17 protein-coding genes are annotated in these 17,455 nt (G+C 51.1%); 8 read left to right on the forward strand and 9 right to left on the reverse strand.

The window, feature by feature from the left end:
• The first annotated feature begins 65 nt into the window (after window positions 1-65).
• Both rna and rnk read left to right on the forward strand, forming a co-directional pair.
• Window positions 66-872: a ribonuclease I gene (rna, locus tag OLG56_RS15530; protein ID WP_058214687.1), complete on the forward strand. Its 807-nt coding sequence runs from the start codon at window positions 66-68 to the stop codon at window positions 870-872.
• Window positions 873-1,106: 234 nt separating this feature from the next.
• Entirely contained in the window at window positions 1,107-1,517 is a 411-nt protein-coding gene (gene rnk, locus OLG56_RS15535; protein ID WP_000089748.1) for a nucleoside diphosphate kinase regulator, read from the forward strand.
• Between the two features lie 84 nt (window positions 1,518-1,601).
• Here the strand turns inward: rnk and OLG56_RS15540 are convergent, their stop codons facing one another.
• Entirely contained in the window at window positions 1,602-2,840 is a 1,239-nt protein-coding gene (locus OLG56_RS15540; RefSeq protein WP_000646115.1) for a zinc-dependent alcohol dehydrogenase, read from the reverse strand.
• Window positions 2,841-3,061: 221 nt separating this feature from the next.
• Between OLG56_RS15540 and uspG the strand changes: the two genes are divergently transcribed.
• Window positions 3,062-3,490: a universal stress protein UspG gene (gene uspG, locus OLG56_RS15545; RefSeq protein WP_000278499.1), complete on the forward strand. Its 429-nt coding sequence runs from the start codon at window positions 3,062-3,064 to the stop codon at window positions 3,488-3,490.
• A 67-nt stretch (window positions 3,491-3,557) separates the two neighbouring features.
• Here the strand turns inward: uspG and OLG56_RS15550 are convergent, their stop codons facing one another.
• The 6 genes from OLG56_RS15550 to ahpC all read right to left on the reverse strand — a co-directional run bounded on the left by OLG56_RS15550 (window position 3,558) and on the right by ahpC (window position 10,414).
• Window positions 3,558-4,325, reverse strand: a complete 768-nt coding sequence (locus OLG56_RS15550; RefSeq protein WP_000417106.1) for a dimethyl sulfoxide reductase anchor subunit family protein — start codon at window positions 4,323-4,325, stop codon at window positions 3,558-3,560.
• Entirely contained in the window at window positions 4,325-4,882 is a 558-nt protein-coding gene (locus tag OLG56_RS15555; protein WP_001250381.1) for a 4Fe-4S dicluster domain-containing protein, read from the reverse strand. The genes OLG56_RS15550 and OLG56_RS15555 overlap by 1 nt, the downstream gene beginning before the upstream one ends.
• On the reverse strand, window positions 4,879-7,158 hold the full coding sequence (locus tag OLG56_RS15560) for a molybdopterin-dependent oxidoreductase (protein WP_000064314.1): 2,280 nt from the start codon (window positions 7,156-7,158) through the stop codon (window positions 4,879-4,881). Before OLG56_RS15560 ends, OLG56_RS15555 begins: the two co-directional genes overlap by 4 nt.
• A complete protein-coding gene (locus tag OLG56_RS15565) occupies window positions 7,151-7,711 on the reverse strand; it encodes a TorD/DmsD family molecular chaperone (RefSeq protein WP_061377201.1) in 561 nt (186 codons plus the stop codon). The genes OLG56_RS15560 and OLG56_RS15565 overlap by 8 nt, the downstream gene beginning before the upstream one ends.
• Before the next feature lie 332 nt (window positions 7,712-8,043).
• Window positions 8,044-9,609: an alkyl hydroperoxide reductase subunit F gene (ahpF, locus tag OLG56_RS15570; RefSeq protein WP_023220093.1), complete on the reverse strand. Its 1,566-nt coding sequence runs from the start codon at window positions 9,607-9,609 to the stop codon at window positions 8,044-8,046.
• Between the two features lie 241 nt (window positions 9,610-9,850).
• Window positions 9,851-10,414 carry an alkyl hydroperoxide reductase subunit C gene (ahpC, locus tag OLG56_RS15575; RefSeq protein ID WP_000052802.1) on the reverse strand — a complete coding sequence of 188 codons (564 nt, stop codon included), beginning with the start codon at window positions 10,412-10,414 and terminating at the stop codon, window positions 9,851-9,853.
• Between the two features lie 440 nt (window positions 10,415-10,854).
• Here ahpC and dsbG point away from each other — a divergent pair, with 440 nt between their 5' ends.
• The 4 genes from dsbG to OLG56_RS15595 all read left to right on the forward strand — a co-directional run bounded on the left by dsbG (window position 10,855) and on the right by OLG56_RS15595 (window position 14,811).
• Window positions 10,855-11,601, forward strand: coding sequence for a thiol:disulfide interchange protein DsbG (dsbG, locus tag OLG56_RS15580; protein WP_000597129.1), 747 nt, complete (start codon window positions 10,855-10,857; stop codon window positions 11,599-11,601).
• Between the two features lie 316 nt (window positions 11,602-11,917).
• Window positions 11,918-12,823: a DNA-binding transcriptional repressor CitR gene (citR, locus tag OLG56_RS15585; protein WP_000002491.1), complete on the forward strand. Its 906-nt coding sequence runs from the start codon at window positions 11,918-11,920 to the stop codon at window positions 12,821-12,823.
• Window positions 12,824-12,985: 162 nt separating this feature from the next.
• Window positions 12,986-14,221, forward strand: coding sequence for a phosphoadenosine phosphosulfate reductase (locus tag OLG56_RS15590; protein WP_000118132.1), 1,236 nt, complete (start codon window positions 12,986-12,988; stop codon window positions 14,219-14,221).
• Complete coding sequence (locus OLG56_RS15595) at window positions 14,194-14,811, forward strand: IbrB-like domain-containing protein (protein WP_001164754.1); 618 nt, start codon at window positions 14,194-14,196, stop codon at window positions 14,809-14,811. The genes OLG56_RS15590 and OLG56_RS15595 overlap by 28 nt, the downstream gene beginning before the upstream one ends.
• Here OLG56_RS15595 and OLG56_RS15600 read toward each other — a convergent pair whose 3' ends face one another.
• On the reverse strand, window positions 14,812-15,972 hold the full coding sequence (locus OLG56_RS15600; protein WP_001245591.1) for a pyridoxal phosphate-dependent aminotransferase: 1,161 nt from the start codon (window positions 15,970-15,972) through the stop codon (window positions 14,812-14,814).
• A 126-nt stretch (window positions 15,973-16,098) separates the two neighbouring features.
• Here OLG56_RS15600 and OLG56_RS15605 point away from each other — a divergent pair, with 126 nt between their 5' ends.
• Window positions 16,099-17,187 carry an oxidoreductase gene (locus tag OLG56_RS15605; protein WP_061377202.1) on the forward strand — a complete coding sequence of 363 codons (1,089 nt, stop codon included), beginning with the start codon at window positions 16,099-16,101 and terminating at the stop codon, window positions 17,185-17,187.
• Window positions 17,188-17,222: 35 nt separating this feature from the next.
• Here the strand turns inward: OLG56_RS15605 and OLG56_RS15610 are convergent, their stop codons facing one another.
• A complete protein-coding gene (locus OLG56_RS15610; protein WP_000460619.1) occupies window positions 17,223-17,420 on the reverse strand; it encodes a YbdD/YjiX family protein in 198 nt (65 codons plus the stop codon).
• Window positions 17,421-17,455: the final 35 nt, after the last annotated feature.

The following is a 17,455-nucleotide window of genomic DNA, read 5'->3' on the forward strand; positions in this document are numbered from 1 at the left end:
CTGAGCGGCATTTTTTATGATTAAATGGGTAACATTCATAATGTGTATAAATTATCGAATTCATCATGAACACAATATGGCATTACAGTCCGCTGCTGGCTGTCCTCTTAACCCCGATTTTTGCCGCCAACGCCGACGAACTTCAGGCGCAACAGTACGGTGATTTCACTGACTATGTGCTGGCGCTTTCCTGGCAAACCGGTTTTTGTCAAAGCCAGCATGAACGCCGCCATCGGGAACCCGATGAGTGCCGTCTGCAAAAAGAGCCAGCCAACAAAGCAGACTTTCTGACCGTCCACGGCCTGTGGCCAGGATTACCCAAATCTATCGCCGCACGCGGTGTTGACCAGCGACGCTGGCAGCGCTTTGGCTGTGCGACGCGGCCAATCCCGAATCTGCCTGAAGTCAAGGCCAGCCGGAAATGCTCCGCCCCCGCCCCCGGACTTTCGCCTGACATCGCGGTAGCGCTTAAGGAAGTGATGCCCGGCGCGGGGGGGAATTCCTGTCTGGAGCGCTACGAATATGCCAAACATGGCGCCTGTTTCGGGTTTGATCCCAATGCCTATTTCGGCACCATGATACGGCTGGATAAGGCGATAAAAGACAGCGCGCTGGGGCAGTTTCTGGCGGATAATTACGGCAAGACCGTTAGCCGCGCTGAGTTTGATAGCGTCGTCGCACAAATGTGGGGCCAGGATAATGTCAAAGCCGTTAAAGTAAACTGCCATGGCAATCCCGCCTATTTAACAGAGATTCAGTTTTCACTAAAGGCGTCGATGATTAACGCCCCGCTCTCCTCTGCCTCATTTCAGCCGCAGCCGCATCCCGGCAACTGCGGGAAACAGTTTATTATCGATAAAGCCGGTTATTGACGAAGCAGAGGTTTAAAACCGTAGCCACATTTGAGAACACGCCCGAATGTAGACTAAAATTCACTCAAGGCTATGACGTTTGAGGATTTACCCGAATGTGAACTAAATCACTTCAAAGACGGGGGAAGTCTCAGTATCATCATGAGAGTTAAACCCTCGCCGCCAGACGGTGAGGGTTTTCTTTTGGGACCATTTACCTGCACTACTCGCAGTATCGATGACATGGAGTAAGAAATGTCCAGACCCACTATTATCATTAACGACCTTGACGCCGAACGTATTGATCGTCTTCTGGAACAGCCTGCGTATGCGGATCTGCCGATTGCCGACGCGCTCAACGCCGAACTGGATCGCGCGCAAATGTGTTCGCCACAAGAGATGCCGAACGATGTCGTCACCATGAACAGCCGCGTTAAATTCCGCAATTTGAGCGATGGTGAAACACGCGTGCGGACGCTGGTGTACCCCGCCAATATGACGGACAGCAGTACCCAGCTTTCGGTAATGGCGCCCGTCGGCGCGGCGTTGCTGGGACTGCGCGTCGGCGACACTATTCACTGGGAACTGCCGGGCGGCGCCTCCACCCATCTCGAAGTGCTGGAACTCGAATATCAGCCTGAAGCCGCGGGCGACTTCCTGCGTTAAACCCCATCTGCATAAGCGTTAATGCGTTTACACAGAGGATGCCTACGCATCCTCTTTCCGTTAGCCCTTTCATTTCTGCCTGTTTCAGACAACGCCGCCTGGCATCGGGTTGATTACTCCCGTCGCCTGTTTCTGCGCCGCTTGTGCCGACGTCGCTCCTGGCACCAGGATAACCTTCCGGCACTCTTCTTCGCGTTTTTCGAAAATTTCGTAGCCGCGCGCCGCCTCTTCAAACGGCATATAGTGCGTGACAATCTCCTCCGGCTTCAGCAACCCTTTTTCAATAAGCGGTAATAACTCCCCTAGCCACGCGTGAACATGGGTTTGACCCATTTTAAAAGTTAGCCCCTTATCAAAGGCGTCGCCGAATAAAAAGCCGTGAATAAAACCGGCATACACGCCGGGTACGCTGACCACGCCGCCGCGTCTGACCGCCGCGATACATTGTCGCAGCGCTTTGCCGCTACTGCCTTCCAGTTTAAGGTTCGTCAGCACCGTCTCCGTCAAACTGCCTTTCGCTTCAAAGCCTACGGCATCAATTACCGCGTCCACGCCGCGGTGTCCTGCCGTCTGCTCGATGATTTTTTCCGCCGGATCGTTCTCATCATCGAAGTTGATCGGTATCGCGCCATAACGTTCTTCGGCGAAACGCAAGCGCCAGGCGTGGTGATCAACGACGAAGATCTGCTCCGCGCCCAGCAGTCGCGCACAGGCGATAGTCAGTAATCCTACCGGCCCTGCGCCAAAAACCGCCACGCTGGAACCTTGCTGAATCTGGGCATTTTTTGCCGCCTGCCAGGCGGTAGGCAAAATATCAGAAAGAAACAGCGCCTTATCGTCAGATAACAGCGGCGGCACCTTAAATGGACCGACATTACCTTTTGGCACGCGAACATATTCGGCCTGTCCGCCGGGAACGCCGCCATACAGATGGCTATACCCAAACAGCGCCGCCGGTGGCGGGATCTGTTTTTTATTCATCGCCGCGCCGTGTCCGTCGTTAGTGTTTTCACACGCTGAATACTGCTGTAGCCGACAGAAAAAGCAGTCACCACAGGCAATGACAAACGGGATAACGACCCGATCCCCTTTCCGAATATTCTTTACATCATGTCCGGTTTCCACCACCTCGCCCATAAACTCATGGCCGAAAATATCGCCATGTTTTACCTGTGGGATCTTGCCGCGATAGAGATGCAAATCAGATCCGCAAATCGCGGTGGCGGTAACACGCAAAATGATATCGTCAGGCTGCTCAATGCCGGGATCGGGTACGTTTTCAACCTTTACGTGATGTGGACCGTGATACGTCAATGCTTTCATGCAGCCTCCGGGGTAACGGTGAATGTTGCGTTCGACTATAAAAGGGTAGCTATCCCGGAGAGACTGCCGGCAAAACAGGCGGCTTTAGGATTTTTCCTGGAAAATACACGATTTTTTAGCGCCAGGTTGTCGCAATATTTAAAATTGCCAGACAAATAGCAGAAAGAAACATTATTATATGCTTGAATAAATTCAGTATTGATTAACAGGGAGTAACGGGTATGTATAAGACAATCATTATGCCGGTTGATGTTTTTGAAATGGAACTTAGCGATAAAGCCATTCGCCACGCTGAGTTTCTGGCGCAACAGGATGGCGTCATTCATCTGTTGCATGTACTGCCTGGGTCCGCGAGCATGAGTCTGCATCGCTTTGCCGCCGACGTGCGTCGCTTTGAAGAACATTTACAGCATGAGGCGGAAACGCGTCTGCAAACGATGGTGGGACACTTCAGTATCGATCCTTCACGAATTAAAACGCATGTTCGCTTTGGTAGCGTGCGCGATGTCGTCAATGAGATGGGCGAAGAACTGGATGCGGATGTCGTGGTAATCGGTTCGCGTAATCCGTCCATCACGACACACCTGTTGGGGTCTAACGCCTCAAGCGTGGTGCGCCATGCAACGCTGCCGGTATTGGTTGTGCGTTAACTCTGGTGGCTAAAAACTGACACGCCCTGCCAGGTCACGCCTGGCAGGGCTTTTTACTGCATCATCGTTAGTACAAATGCCCGATATTCACAATAGTACTCACCGTGTCGCCAAAAAAGACCAGCCGACTCAGAAATACGCCAACGAATAACAAAACGAACAGGAGTTTCGGGCGCGAATCACCGTGACGGCTGGCGACAAAAGCGAGCGCAAGGCAGACCAGGCTTGCCAGATAAAACGGTGAAGCCAGCCATGAATGCGCCGTCATCTGCATTATCGTTCCCCCGCTTAACCACACCAGCGGCGCCGCGATAAGTACCGCGATACACACCACAATTCCCTGGCGTAACGCAGGAACGGCAGGCCTGAGTTTTAACAGCGGAATCGCCGCGCAACCCATGACCCATACCGTAATAAAAAATAACAGCATAGTAAATCCATTAGCGATAGCCACCATCGCTGGCGCGGCGTAGGTCATCCCCTGCACCGCCACCAGTAACACGCCGAACACGGAGGCGATAAGAGTCATCGCTTTATGTCCCTTTGCCAGGAACGTTACGCCGACCGCTGCGCCAAACAACGTAGCACCAAGGATTTCCCGACTTAACCAGGCATGTCGCAGGTTAATCAGCGCATTATAAGCGCGATCGGGATGCGCCAGATGCAGAATCGCGGCAATAGACGCCAGTGCCAGCACCAGCCCAGTGACCAACCAATAGAAACGCTGGCCTTCCACTTCACCACGCAGCGTACGCCATGTCAGTACCAAAGCCATCCCGACAGACATCTGGCTTAATACCGTAAAAAACACCAGCGGCAGTTCATATTTTTCCATTACTTGTCCTCCGGCTGCTTAGGCTGGCGCGCCAGAATAAAGCGCGTTCCTGGATTGAGCTGTGGCATATGCGGGAACCCTGGCGGATACTGCACCGCATTATCGGGCACAGGATCGGCATCCAAATCGATAATCGACAAGGCGCCCACCGGACAGGCGTTTACGCACGCCGGATTCATACCGATATCAAGACGCTCGTAGCACATACTGCATTTTTCCGCTTTACGCGTCTCTTCATTAAAACGCGGCGCGCCATAAGGACAGTTACGAATACAGTTTTTACAGCCGATGCAGCGCTCAGGGTTATGCACCACCACGCCATCTTCACGTTTGGTATAGGCTTCGACCGGACAGGCGGCGACGCAGGCCGGATGTTCGCAGTGGTTACAGGCCAGCGAGTAAAACGCCCGCTCTTCATGTGGATAGATGTCTTTATCCAACGGATAAACGTAGCGCCAGAAGCGATCCGGCTCCAGTTGGTTAAAGCTTTTACACGCCATAGCACAGCCGCGGCAGCCGATGCACTTATCGCTATTCACTAAAAACGCACGTCTCATGCTACGGACTCCCCTTTACCGATCAATACAACGTCAGCAAACTGACTGTGGATAGCTGCGCCCGGCGCGCCAGTTTTCATCAGCCCCATATCAGCAGGCGTATCAGCCACGACGTTTTGCACGTTGTACTGCCGTTTCGGGAACCAGGCTTCATACATCACCAGAAAATCTTCCGGCACGTTGGTGGTGACTTTTGCCCGCAGCTCAACTTCACCGGTGCCATTGAAAACTTTGACCAGATCGTTCTCGCTGATGCCTTTTTTCTGTGCGGAAGAAGGATGGATATAAACGAACGGTTCCGGGTAGAACACCTGCATCCAGTCCAGGTTGATAAACTGCGAGTGCAGGCCAAACTGCACGTGCGGCGTAAACAGATGGAACGGCAGTTTGCTCTCGGCTTCCGGTTTGTATTCCGGCAGCGCGGTGTGGCCGTTTTTCTCCGCCAGTTCAGATTTAAATTCATACTTGCCTGACGGCGTTTTGAACTTGCGGTCATACCAGGCGGCAGAGCTTGGCAGGATCGCTTTTTTCGGCCCGTCCAGCAGATCGTCCCAGGAAGAGATGCCGAACATTTTCGCCATACCGTCGTTGAACTCCTGATCCAGCCAGCGCTTATGATCGAACTCTTGCGGGAAAGTACAGGAACCCGGCGCCATCTTATTAATGGCGCGCGACAGCATGGTAGCGATTTCAAGGTCGCATTTCGCTTCATACATCGGCTTAATCGCCGGCTGATTAATGGAAAGCCAGTAGTGCCAGTAAGAAGCATCCACGTTCCACTCTTCAAACGCGGTGGTAACGGGCAGCACGATATCAGCGTGTTGCACCGTTTCGTTGAAGAACTGATCGGCGCAGACCACCATTTCCAGTTTTTCAAACGCTTTCTTCATCTTGCTGCGATCGAAATCCTGGGCAAACGGGTTTTTACAGGCGACCCACAGCATACGAACCGGCGGATCGTTGGCCTCCAGAATCCCCTGCGCCGTTTGGTTGATATTCAGAGAGCGATCGGAGTACTGCACGGCGTCGCTGCCAGCGGCAGCCCCGAATTCACTGGTGGTGCCCGCCGCTCCCGGTATGCCAATAGCGCCCTCCGGCGGCTTCTGCAGCATGGCGTTGTAGTTAAAGCCCCAGGTGTGCAGATGACCATAACGCGCGCCGCCGCCTTCGACACCGATGTTGCCGGACATAGCGACAAAGGCATCGATAGCGCGAACGTTGGCGCCGCCGTTGACATGACGCTGCATCCCGTAACCAATCCAGACCGTGGCCGGCTTAACCGCCGTAAACTCTTCTGCCAGCTGGCGAATGACATCCGCAGACAGGCCGCAGATTTCTGATGCCCACTCCACGGTCACATGGTTACGCAGATAGGCTTCAAATTCCGGATAGCCGTGAGCATCGTTGTTGACAAAATCCTGATCCACCAGGCCCTTATCCACCAGGTGGCGCGCCATTCCCAGCGCCAGCGCGCCGTCTGAGCCAGGCCGTACGCGCAGGTAGAGATCGGCTTTGGCGGCAGTCTGCGACAGCAGCGGGTCGATAACCACGACCTTCGCCCCTTTCTCGCGCGCCTGATAGATGTACTTCATGCTGTGCATTGAGCACCAGGCAGGGTTCGCGCCCCAGATAATGATGTATTTCGCTTTCACCATATCTTCCGGGTCGTTACACCACATGTCGCCCATGTCGTAGTTTTGCGCGTCGATACCGGCAGGCCAGCACGGCGTACCGGCGAAACGGGTGGTGTAGCCAAGCGAGGACATCATCCCTTCAACGGCATAGTTCAGCACGCCAAACTTACCGGAATATTTGGTCAGCGCCAGACCGAGCATAGAACCGTCTTTTTTCTTAATCTCCAGCATTTTGGCGGCAATGCGCTGCATCGCCTCTTCCCATGAGATGCGACGCCAGTTGCCGCTACCGCGAACGTCCTGCGCCATGGGATATTTAATACGATCGGGGCTATAAACCCGGCGCGGATAGCTTAACCCTTTGACGCAAGGGGTACCGTGAGTAAATGTTGATTCCGGCGCGCCTTCCACGAAAGTAATGACCCCGTCCTTTACCCATGTCTTGAGGCTACAGGTGTCATAGCAGTTACGCGGACACGCGTTACGATAAATTTTGTACGTTTTAGGGTTAAAGGGAACAGGCGGCTGCGCAAGCGCGCATCGGGAGGTCAGTAATCCTCCGGGTAAAGCCGCAACGGCGCCCAGTGCCACTATCCCCTTTAAAAAAGAACGTCTGTTCAGATGTCCTGTCTCATTACTCATATTGATACTCTCGTTTTAATTCATCAAGCCAATAAAATAAGATGTCCGCCACCGTATATAACGTGGTCGTTTGCGCATGAGTTTTTATTTTTTCGATATATAATGGCACCCACTTTGTTAAATAGTTATTGATATATTGAGTGAGAGTAGTTCGGTATTGTGACGTTTGCCGGATATTAGCCAGTAATAGTGTGGTCAATTCCAGCGCGCAGGAAATATGATCGTCAGGGATATTGCTCTCCTGATTAACCGATAATCCCAACGCTGCCATAAAATCCCGTATCTCCAGCGTCGCCTTTCCCATCACCAGCGCATCGTCCTCCAGATACACTGAAGCGAAAGGCGCAGCCAGCAGCTTGCCAGGACCGACGAATAGCGCATTAAAGTCATACTCCGCCTCCAGCCACGCCCGATCGGTAAGGTTTACCGCAGCAGTGGGATTTAATCTCACGTAGGCAGATTTCAGTGAACGACTATCATGAGAATTAAAAAAATCACGCAATGTAAGCCCTGTTTTTTCTAATTCCGTCAGTGATTCATAGATTGAATCCATGAATAAATAACCTCACATACAAATGCAATATAAATCAAGAAAAAAGAATGGGCATGTTAACGGAAGCGCTTAATCTTTCTTTGATAAAAAAACAGAAAAATTCCCGTTAAATCCGTAGAAGAGGTTTTTATTGTTTCAAAGTTTAAAAACAGAAGACCGTTGAAATAAAAAACCGTCTGTTATTAACAGACGGTTTCAGAGTATTGATAATGAAGAATGTGTTTTAGCTGGCGGCGAGCCCCAGGCATAAACAGCGCAGGCCCGAATAGCTTACACTATCGGGCCATTTACGATGGCCAGTTAACTGACCTTGCAGGTGTGCTTACTTCTTTTTATGAGATTTTGGTGCGAATCAGATAATCAAAGGCGCTCAACGAGGCTTTCGCCCCTTCGCCTGTGGCGATGATAATCTGTTTGTAAGGAACGGTGGTACAATCGCCTGCGGCGAAGACGCCCTTAACGCTGGTTTCACATTTGGCGTCAATAATGATCTCGCCCATGCGGTTACGCTCAAGCGCACCTTCCAGCCAGTGGGTATTCGGCAACAGACCAATCTGCACAAAAATGCCTGCCAACGCGACGCTATGAATATCGCCGCTGACACGGTCACGATACTCCAGCCCCACCACTTTCGAACCGTCGCCCTTCACTTCTGTCGTTTGCGCATTCAAAATGATATCGACATTTTTCAGGCTACGCACTTTGTCCTGTAGCACCTGATCCGCCTTCATCTCCGGCGCAAACTCCAGCAACGTAACGTGTTCTACAATACCTGCCAGATCGATAGCCGCCTCAACGCCGGAGTTGCCGCCGCCGATGACCGCCACACGCTTCCCTTTAAATAACGGACCGTCGCAGTGCGGACAATAGGTGACGCCTTTGGTGCGATACTGATCCTCGCCCGGCACATTCATATTGCGCCATTTCGCGCCGGTGGCGATGATGATACTGCGCGCTTTCAAGACTGCGCCGGACGCCGTTTCAATCTGATGCAGGCCGCCTTCTGTCGCTGCCGGAACCAGTTTACTTGCGCTCTGGCTGTCGATAACGTCAACGTCGTAATCGCTGACATGCGCTTTCAGCGCGCCCGCCAATTTCTGGCCTTCGGTTTTCGGCACCGAGATATAGTTTTCGATATCCACGGTATCCAGCACCTGACCGCCGAAGCGCTCGCCCATCAGACCGGTACGGATACCTTTGCGCGCCGAGTAGACCGCCGCCGCCGCGCCCGCCGGGCCGGAGCCGACAATCAGCACGTCATACGCATCGCGTTTGTTCAGCGCTTCCGCCGCACGTTTTTCTGCGCCAGTATCTACTTTAGCGACAATCTCGGTCAGAGTCATACGTCCCTGGCCGAACTCTTTACCGTTGACAAACACCGCCGGAACGCCCATCACGTTACGTTCGGTAATTTCGTTCTGGAAGGTGCCGCCATCAATTGCCGTATGTTTAATACGCGGGTTCAGCACCGCCATCAGGTTCAGCGCCTGCACTACATCCGGGCAGTTATGGCAGGAGAGTGAATAATAAGTTTCGAATTCAAAATCGCCGTCAATATCGCGAATCTGCTCCAGCAGCGACTGCGCTTCTTTTGACGGATGACCGCCGGTCCACAGCAGCGCCAAAACCAGCGAGGTAAATTCGTGGCCCAGCGGAGAACCGGCAAAGCGCGGCCCCTGCTGAGAACCTGGATTCGTAATCAGGAAAGACGGCTTGCGCACCGGCAGAGTATTGTCTTCTTTAAATGTGACTTTGTCGGACAGCTCGGCGATTTCAGCCAGCAGTTCCTTGATTTCCGCCGATTTAGCGCTGTCATCCAGCGTGGCAATCAGCTCAACAGGTTTGGTCAGTTTCTCAAGGTAAGCCCTGAGCTGGGTTTTCATATTTGTGTCGAGCATTCTTCTTCCCTCTCTGAAAACATCATCATGCAAGCCGACTTCGCGGGACTGCATTAATACAACTTGCGTCATGGTGCTGAAATGAAATGGGCGCGGGTGCGCCCATGACTGAAACAATTTCCAAAGTATTTCACGTCAGAGTAAGGCGGCTAGCCTGAGAATCCCCGGGAGCTTACTGAAGTAAGTGACCGGGGTGAGCAGGCGACGCCAACGCAGCTATGGCGTGAAAGACGACGGAAATTTAAATTTTACCGACCAGGTCTAAAGATGGAGCCAGAGTCGCTTCACCTTCTTTCCATTTCGCCGGGCATACTTCGCCTGGGTGAGCGGCAACATACTGTGCTGCTTTAATTTTACGCAGCAGGTCAGACGCGTCACGGCCGATACCTTCAGCGGTAACTTCGATCGCCTGGATGATACCCTGCGGGTCAACAACAAAGGTCGCACGGTCTGCCAGACCTTCATCTTCACGCATGTTGTCGAAGTTACGGGTCAGGGCGCCAGTCGGGTCGCCGATCATCGCATATTTGATTTTTGCGATAGTTTCAGAGCTGCTGTGCCATGCTTTGTGCGTGAAGTGAGTATCGGTTGAGACGGAATAAACGTCTACGCCCAGCTTCTGCAGTTCTTCGTAATGGTCGGCAACGTCACCCAGTTCAGTCGGGCAAACAAAGGTAAAATCGGCCGGGTAGAAGAAGAAGACGCTCCAGCGGCCTTCGGTATCTTTCTCGGTGACTTCAATGAATTCACCGTTTTTGAACGCCTGGTTTTTGAAAGGTTTGATTTTGGTGTTAATTAAGGACATCTATACTTCCTCCGTGTTTTCGTTGAGGAGTAAGTTAACGAAATTTTGCTGATTCGGCTAATGCGTTTCCATTATCAAATCAATAAGCGTTAACTAACAACCCGATTCGGGCGACATTGTGAACACTGCGCCCTGTCAGCCATCTAAAGTAAAAAGGCCGCCTGACAGGCGGCCCCATTACCTGAACTACCCGTAGGTAACTTCAGAGCCAGTACGACTCGTCTTGCAAATTACAGACGTATTGTCTGCAACTCGAAATCCATAGCGTATATGCTGGCTAAGTGTTGCGCTCTACATTACCTTAACAAAGGCTGTAACAGCGAAAAGGATTACATCACCCCAGCATAGAAAGGGCAATCCCGGCACGCCAGCTCTTACCTATGTCTGTGATAGGCATCATCATTAATACTCTTTTCGCTTTGATCTTAAAAGGAAAAAATATGATTAAACGTACATTGCTGCTTGCTATGCTGCCCATTCTCGCCCACGCGGAAGAACTGCCTGCGCCGGTTAAAGCCATTGAAAAACAGGGCATAACAATCCTGAAATCCTTCGAGGCGCCGGGGGGCATGAAGGGCTATCTCGGAAAGTATCAGGATATGGGCGTCACGATTTACCTGACGCCGGACGGCAAACACGCGATTTCCGGCTATATGTATAATGAAAAAGGTGAAAATCTTAGCAACGCCCTGATAGAAAAAGAGATCTATGCGCCGGCCGGACGAGAAATGTGGCAGAAAATGGAAAAGGCGTCATGGATACTCGACGGTAAAAAAGACGCGCCGGTGGTGCTGTATGTCTTCGCCGACCCTTTCTGCCCCTATTGTAAGCAGTTTTGGCAGCAAGCTCGCCCGTGGGTCGAATCCGGCAAGGTACAATTACGTACGTTACTGGTCGGCGTGATTAAACCGGAAAGCCCGGCCACAGCCGCAGCGATTTTAGGCGCGAAAGACCCGGCGAAAACATGGCATGACTATGAAGCCTCCGCAGGAAAGATGAAGCTGGAGGTTCCGGCGTCCATCCCCCCGGCGCAGATGAAAGTCATTAATCAGAATCAGCAGTTAATGGACGATCTTGGCGCTAACGCGACGCCAGCAATTTATTACATGAATAAAGATAAGACGTTGCAACAGGTTGTGGGTTTACCGGAAAAAGCGCAACTGGACGCCATGATGGGGCAGCCTTAACGCAGAAATTAGCAAGGCAGAAGCTTAACCGTACCACGCCCGATAGCGCTGCGTTTGTCGGGCCAACCTCCTCCAGGCATTAACGCGACGCCAGACCAGCATATCATCCGGCACAGCTTTTTTAGACTAACGGCGTGATTATAAAAGTGTAAGTTATGTTCGTCTTTACTGTGATTATTTACTCGCTAAAATATTCATAACTGTGGTATTTTAGTTTAAATAAACTCTACATTAAGTTTAATAAACATAATTCTGGTAAATTATTGAGATTAAGTCATAATCATGGAAGATACCATGATTATGCCTGGAAGATACTATGGCTAACCTTTACGACCTTAAAAAATTTGATCTTAACTTGTTGGTTATATTTGAATGTATTTATCAACATTTAAGCATTAGCAAAGCGGCAGAAACTCTCTATATTACACCTTCTGCCGTAAGCCAGTCATTGCAACGCCTGCGCACGCAATTCAATGACCCTTTATTTATTCGTTCAGGTAAAGGAATTACGCCTACCGTAACAGGCATTAATTTACATTATCATTTAGAAAATAACCTTAACAGCCTGGAACAAACTATTAATATAATGAATCAGTCCAGTCTGAAGAAAAAGTTTATTATCTATAGCCCACAGCTGTTGATCACCCAATATGTGATGAAATTAGTTGAATATATTCGCAAAGATTCACAGGTTGAAATTGAACATCACGACATTTTGACCACTGACGAACAGCCTGAAGATCTTCTTGCCTACCGCAAAGCAGATATTGTGGTTTCAATGGCCCCACTCAATAATCGTTCTATTGTTTGTACTCACTTTAATAAGGTGGAATGTATCCTGGCTTGCAGTGAAAACCATCCCCGGCTAGGTGAAACCGCAACTATCGACGAAATTCTACAAGAGTCATTTACGCAATTCGTCGCCCGGAAAAACGATATAAAAGATCATCATTCAGTTATCCATGATATGCTGGGGGAAAGAATAATTGGTTTCAGAAGCAAATCGCTGATAACCATCGCCAACGCCATCAGCGCCACGGAGCTTATTGGTTTTTTACCACAATCACTTGTTGACTATTACTCATCCACTATCAAACTTAAAAAAGTCTCCATACCTTTTACCATTGCTCCTGTACAACTCTATCTTATGTATAATAGAGCTTCGATGAATAATAGCGGATTTACTGAGCTCATTGAGTACATTACAAAAAAGCATGAATAAAAAGGTCAGGTAACGGGCATTAACATAAATTCAATCTATATATTTATAGAATGCATTTATTTAGTAAATATAATAAAGCATTGCAAGTTCATCTAATCTGCTTATCCTTTATGTTAATTATTTCGAATATACTGTAGTTAACACATCGGAGACTATCCAGAGATGTCGGTTTATAAAGTTCCGCTTGAGCAAAATGTTCTGGAAGCGGCTCAAGAGCGTATAATGTGGACCCTGGAAACCTTACCCCGGGTCTGCGTCTCATTTTCCGGTGGTAAAGATTCAGGACTTATGCTGCACCTGACGGCAACGTTGGCGCGCAAAATGAATAAAAAGATCCACGTTCTCTTCATTGACTGGGAAGCGCAATTCTCCTGTACCATCGCCTATATTGAATCATTACGTGAATACTACGCGGACGTTATCGAGCGTTTTTATTGGATCGCATTACCCTTAACCACACAAAATTCCCTTTCACAATACCAGCCGGAGTGGCAGTGTTGGCAGCCGGGTGCCGACTGGGTACGACAACCGCCAGAAGATGCGATTACCGATCCGGCCTTTTTTTCCTTTTATCAACACGGCATGACCTTTGAACAGTTCGTTCGCGATTTTGCCGACTGGTTTTCAGAAAAGCGTCCTGCCGCTATGCTGGTCGGTATTCGTTCCGACGAATCCTATAACCGATTTGCCGCTATCGCTAACTCGCATAAGCTGCGCTTTGCCGACGACAAGCCCTGGACCACGTTAGCCCCTAAGGGTCACACCTGGTATATCTACCCCATCTATGACTGGAAAACCGCAGATATCTGGACCTGGTTCGCCAAAACAGGTAAACCATGTAACCCTTTGTATAATTTGATGTATCAGGCTGGCGTACCGCCCCGTTACATGCGTATTTGCGAACCGTTCGGCCCGGAACAACGACAGGGGTTATGGCTGTATCATGTTATCGAACCTGAGCGCTGGGCGGCCATGTGCGCCAGAGTCAGCGGCGTGCTCAGCGGAGGTATTTACGCCGGACAAGACAACCATTTTTATGGCCACCGGAAAATTTTAAAACCCGATCACCTTAACTGGGAAGAGTACGCGCTGCTCCTGCTACACAGTATGCCTGAAGTCACTGCCGAACATTACCGTAATAAAATCGCCGTTTATTTGCAGTGGTATAAGAAAAAAGGCATGAACACCATCCCACAGACGCAGCAGGGCGATATCGGATCACGCGATATTCCGTCGTGGCGACGGATCTGCAAAGTTTTACTGAACAATGATTACTGGTGCCGGGCGCTGTCATTCAGTCCGACAAAACCTAAGAATTACCAGCGTTATAACGAACGTATGAAAGCTAAACGCCAGGAATGGGGGATCTTATGCAACACCGACTCACAACCGAAATAACTCACTTTCTCTCTGAACTGCCTGAAGAAGAGAGAATCGCCGCCATTAATGAATTTAGAATGGCGATACATAACGTTAGTCCTTTTCGCGATGAGCCTGTCGATTGTGTCCTGTGGGTGAAAAACGATCATATTTCGCCTAATGACTACAACCCGAATAACGTTGCGCCGCCGGAGAAAAAACTGCTGCTTAAATCGATTGAACAAGATGGGTTTACTCAGCCGATAGTGGTGGTAAAGGCCGATGCGGAGGAGTACGAGATTGTGGACGGTTTTCACCGTCATGAGCTGGGCAAAGGAAAAACGGTCCTGAAAAGGCGTCTGAAAGGCTACCTGCCGATAACGTGTCTGGACAGAGAACGTCACGAACGCATGGCGGCAACCATTCGGCATAACCGCGCGCGCGGACGCCACCAGATCCACGCCATGTCAGAAATCGTGCGCGAACTTTCTCTGCTAGGCTGGGACGAAAGCAAAATCGGCCAGGAGTTAGGTATGGACGCCGATGAAGTCCTGCGCCTGAAACAGATCAACGGCCTGCAGGAGCTTTTTGCAGACCGTCGATTCTCCAGAGCGTGGACTGTTAAATAACTACAGTTTACACAGGCGCTCTGCGGCGGCCAGCAGCGTTGATTCCTGTTTAGCGAAACATAAACGTATAAGCTGATGCGGGAAAGGGGCGGCGCAAAAGACAGAGAGCGGAATAGCGGCGACGCCGACTTCTTCGGTTAGCCACTGACAAAACTCAACGTCATTTAGCGTCGACACTGCGCTGTAATCGATTAACAGAAAATAGGTACCTTCACAGGGCAGCACTTTTAATCGGCTTTGCGCCAGCGCGTTAACCAGCACATCGCGTTTTTTCCGATAAAAATCGGGTAACGCGCGATAGTGTTCCGGCGCGGCGCGCAGCATATCCGCCAGCGCCAGTTGCGCCGGCGTATTGACGCAAAACGTCAGGTACTGGTGAACTTTGCGTATTTCGGCGCTAATGGCCGCAGGCGCAACGCAGTAACCAATCTTCCATCCTGTCATATGAAAGGTTTTACCAAACGATGAAACGGCAACCGCCCGCTCTCGTAACTGAGGGTGCGCCAATACGCTGGCATGACCTTCGACGGCAAAACAAATATGTTCGTACACTTCATCGCTTAACACATAAATTTCCCGCTCGCCGATAGCCTGCCACAGCGCCTCGATATCCGCCTGACACCAGACGGTAGCGGTGGGATTATGCGGCGTATTGAGGATCACCAGCCGCGTGCGCTCGCTAAGCAACGCCGAAAACGCCTGCCAGTCGACGCGAAAATGCGGCGGCGTGAGCGCTATGCGTTTTAACACGCCGCCGGAAAGCGCCACGGCCGGGGCATAGCTGTCATAACTGGGATCGAAACAGATAACCTCATCCCCTGCCCGCACCAGCGCGGTAATCGCCGCATACAGCGCTTCTGTCGCGCCCGCCGTGACGGTGATATCACTGACGTCATCGGGTCGATAACCATATATTTCCGCCGTTTTATCGGCAATGGCCTCCCGCAGCGCCTGCGCGCCCGTCATCGGCGCATATTGATTCGCGCCCTGCGCGACATGATAAGCCAACCGCTCGTGCAAATAACGAGGACCATCAAAATCAGGGAAGCCTTGCGATAAATTTATTGCCTGATGTTTCTGCGCCAGCGCGCTCATTTGCGTAAAAATCGTGGTGCCAAGATTGGGCAATTTGCTTTTTGGAATCAGTGGGTTATTTCTCATTATCTTCATACCCGCCAGTGATGTGGTTGTTGACACACTATCACAGGGTGTTAGTATTTGGCAATCAAGACGTTTAGATGTCTAAATATAATAACAACGGTGAGAAGACCCTAAGGACAACACAACATGAACCACACTGAAATCCGCGTCGTTACCGGCCCGGCGAATTATTTTTCCCATGCTGGAAGCCTCGGAAGACTGACAGACTTTTTCACGCCGGAACAGCTTTCCCACGCCGTTTGGGTGTTCGGCGAACGCGCGATTGCCGCCGCCCGTCCTTACCTGCCGGAAGCGTTTGAACGTGCTGGCGCAAAACATCTGCCGTTTACCGGCCATTGTAGCGAACGCCATGTTGCCCAACTGGCGCACGCCTGCAACGACGATCGTCAGGTGGTGATAGGCGTCGGCGGCGGCGCGCTGCTCGATACCGCCAAAGCGCTCGCCCGCCGTCTGGCGCTGCCGTTTGTCGCTATCCCGACCATCGCGGCGACCTGCGCCGCCTGGACACCGCTTTCCGTCTGGTATAACGACGCGGGACAGGCGTTACAGTTCGAAATTTTTGATGATGCCAATTTTCTGGTGTTGGTCGAACCGCGCATTATTCTGCAGGCGCCCGATGACTATCTGTTAGCTGGCATTGGCGATACGCTGGCGAAATGGTATGAAGCCGTTGTGCTTGCGCCGCAGCCTGAAACGTTGCCTTTGACCGTAAGACTGGGCATTAACAGCGCGTGCGCTATTCGCGATCTCCTGCTGACCAGCAGCGAACAAGCATTAGCGGATAAACAGCAGCGTCGGCTGACCCAGGCATTTTGCGACGTGGTGGATGCGATTATCGCTGGCGGCGGTATGGTCGGCGGCCTCGGGGAACGCTATACCCGTGTCGCCGCCGCCCATGCTGTACACAACGGTCTGACCGTCCTGCCGCAAACGGAAAAATTCCTGCACGGAACGAAAGTGGCTTATGGCATTCTGGTGCAAAGCGCGCTACTGGGACAAGATGACGTGCTGGCGCAATTGATTGCAGCGTACCGGCGATTTCATCTGCCGGCCCGACTTAGCGAACTGGACGTGGATATTCATAACACCGCCGAGATCGATAGGGTAATCGCACATACCCTGCGCCCGGTCGAATCCATCCACTATTTACCGGTGACGTTAACGCCTGACACCCTGCGTGCGGCGTTTGAAAAAGTTGAATTTTTCAGAATATAGCCTGGTGACGTTGCGCTTATCAGGCCTGGCAACACTCAGCAGCAACGCGCGCCGCCTTTTCCACCATAGCGCGCATCCTGCCGCTCGCGGAAAAATTCTTCATAGGTCATCGGCGTCTGATCCGGATGCGTTATGCGCATATGTTCCACATAGTTGTCGTAGTCTGGCACGCCAATCATCATTTTTGCGGCCTGTCCCAGATATTTTCCGGCTTTCGAAAGCGTATCGAACATCGTTGTCACCTGTCATCCAAATGCCCTCTCCTTAT

Source organism: Salmonella sp. 2018103, assembly GCF_026247685.1.
GTDB classification, from domain to species: Bacteria; Pseudomonadota; Gammaproteobacteria; order Enterobacterales; family Enterobacteriaceae; genus Salmonella; species Salmonella enterica.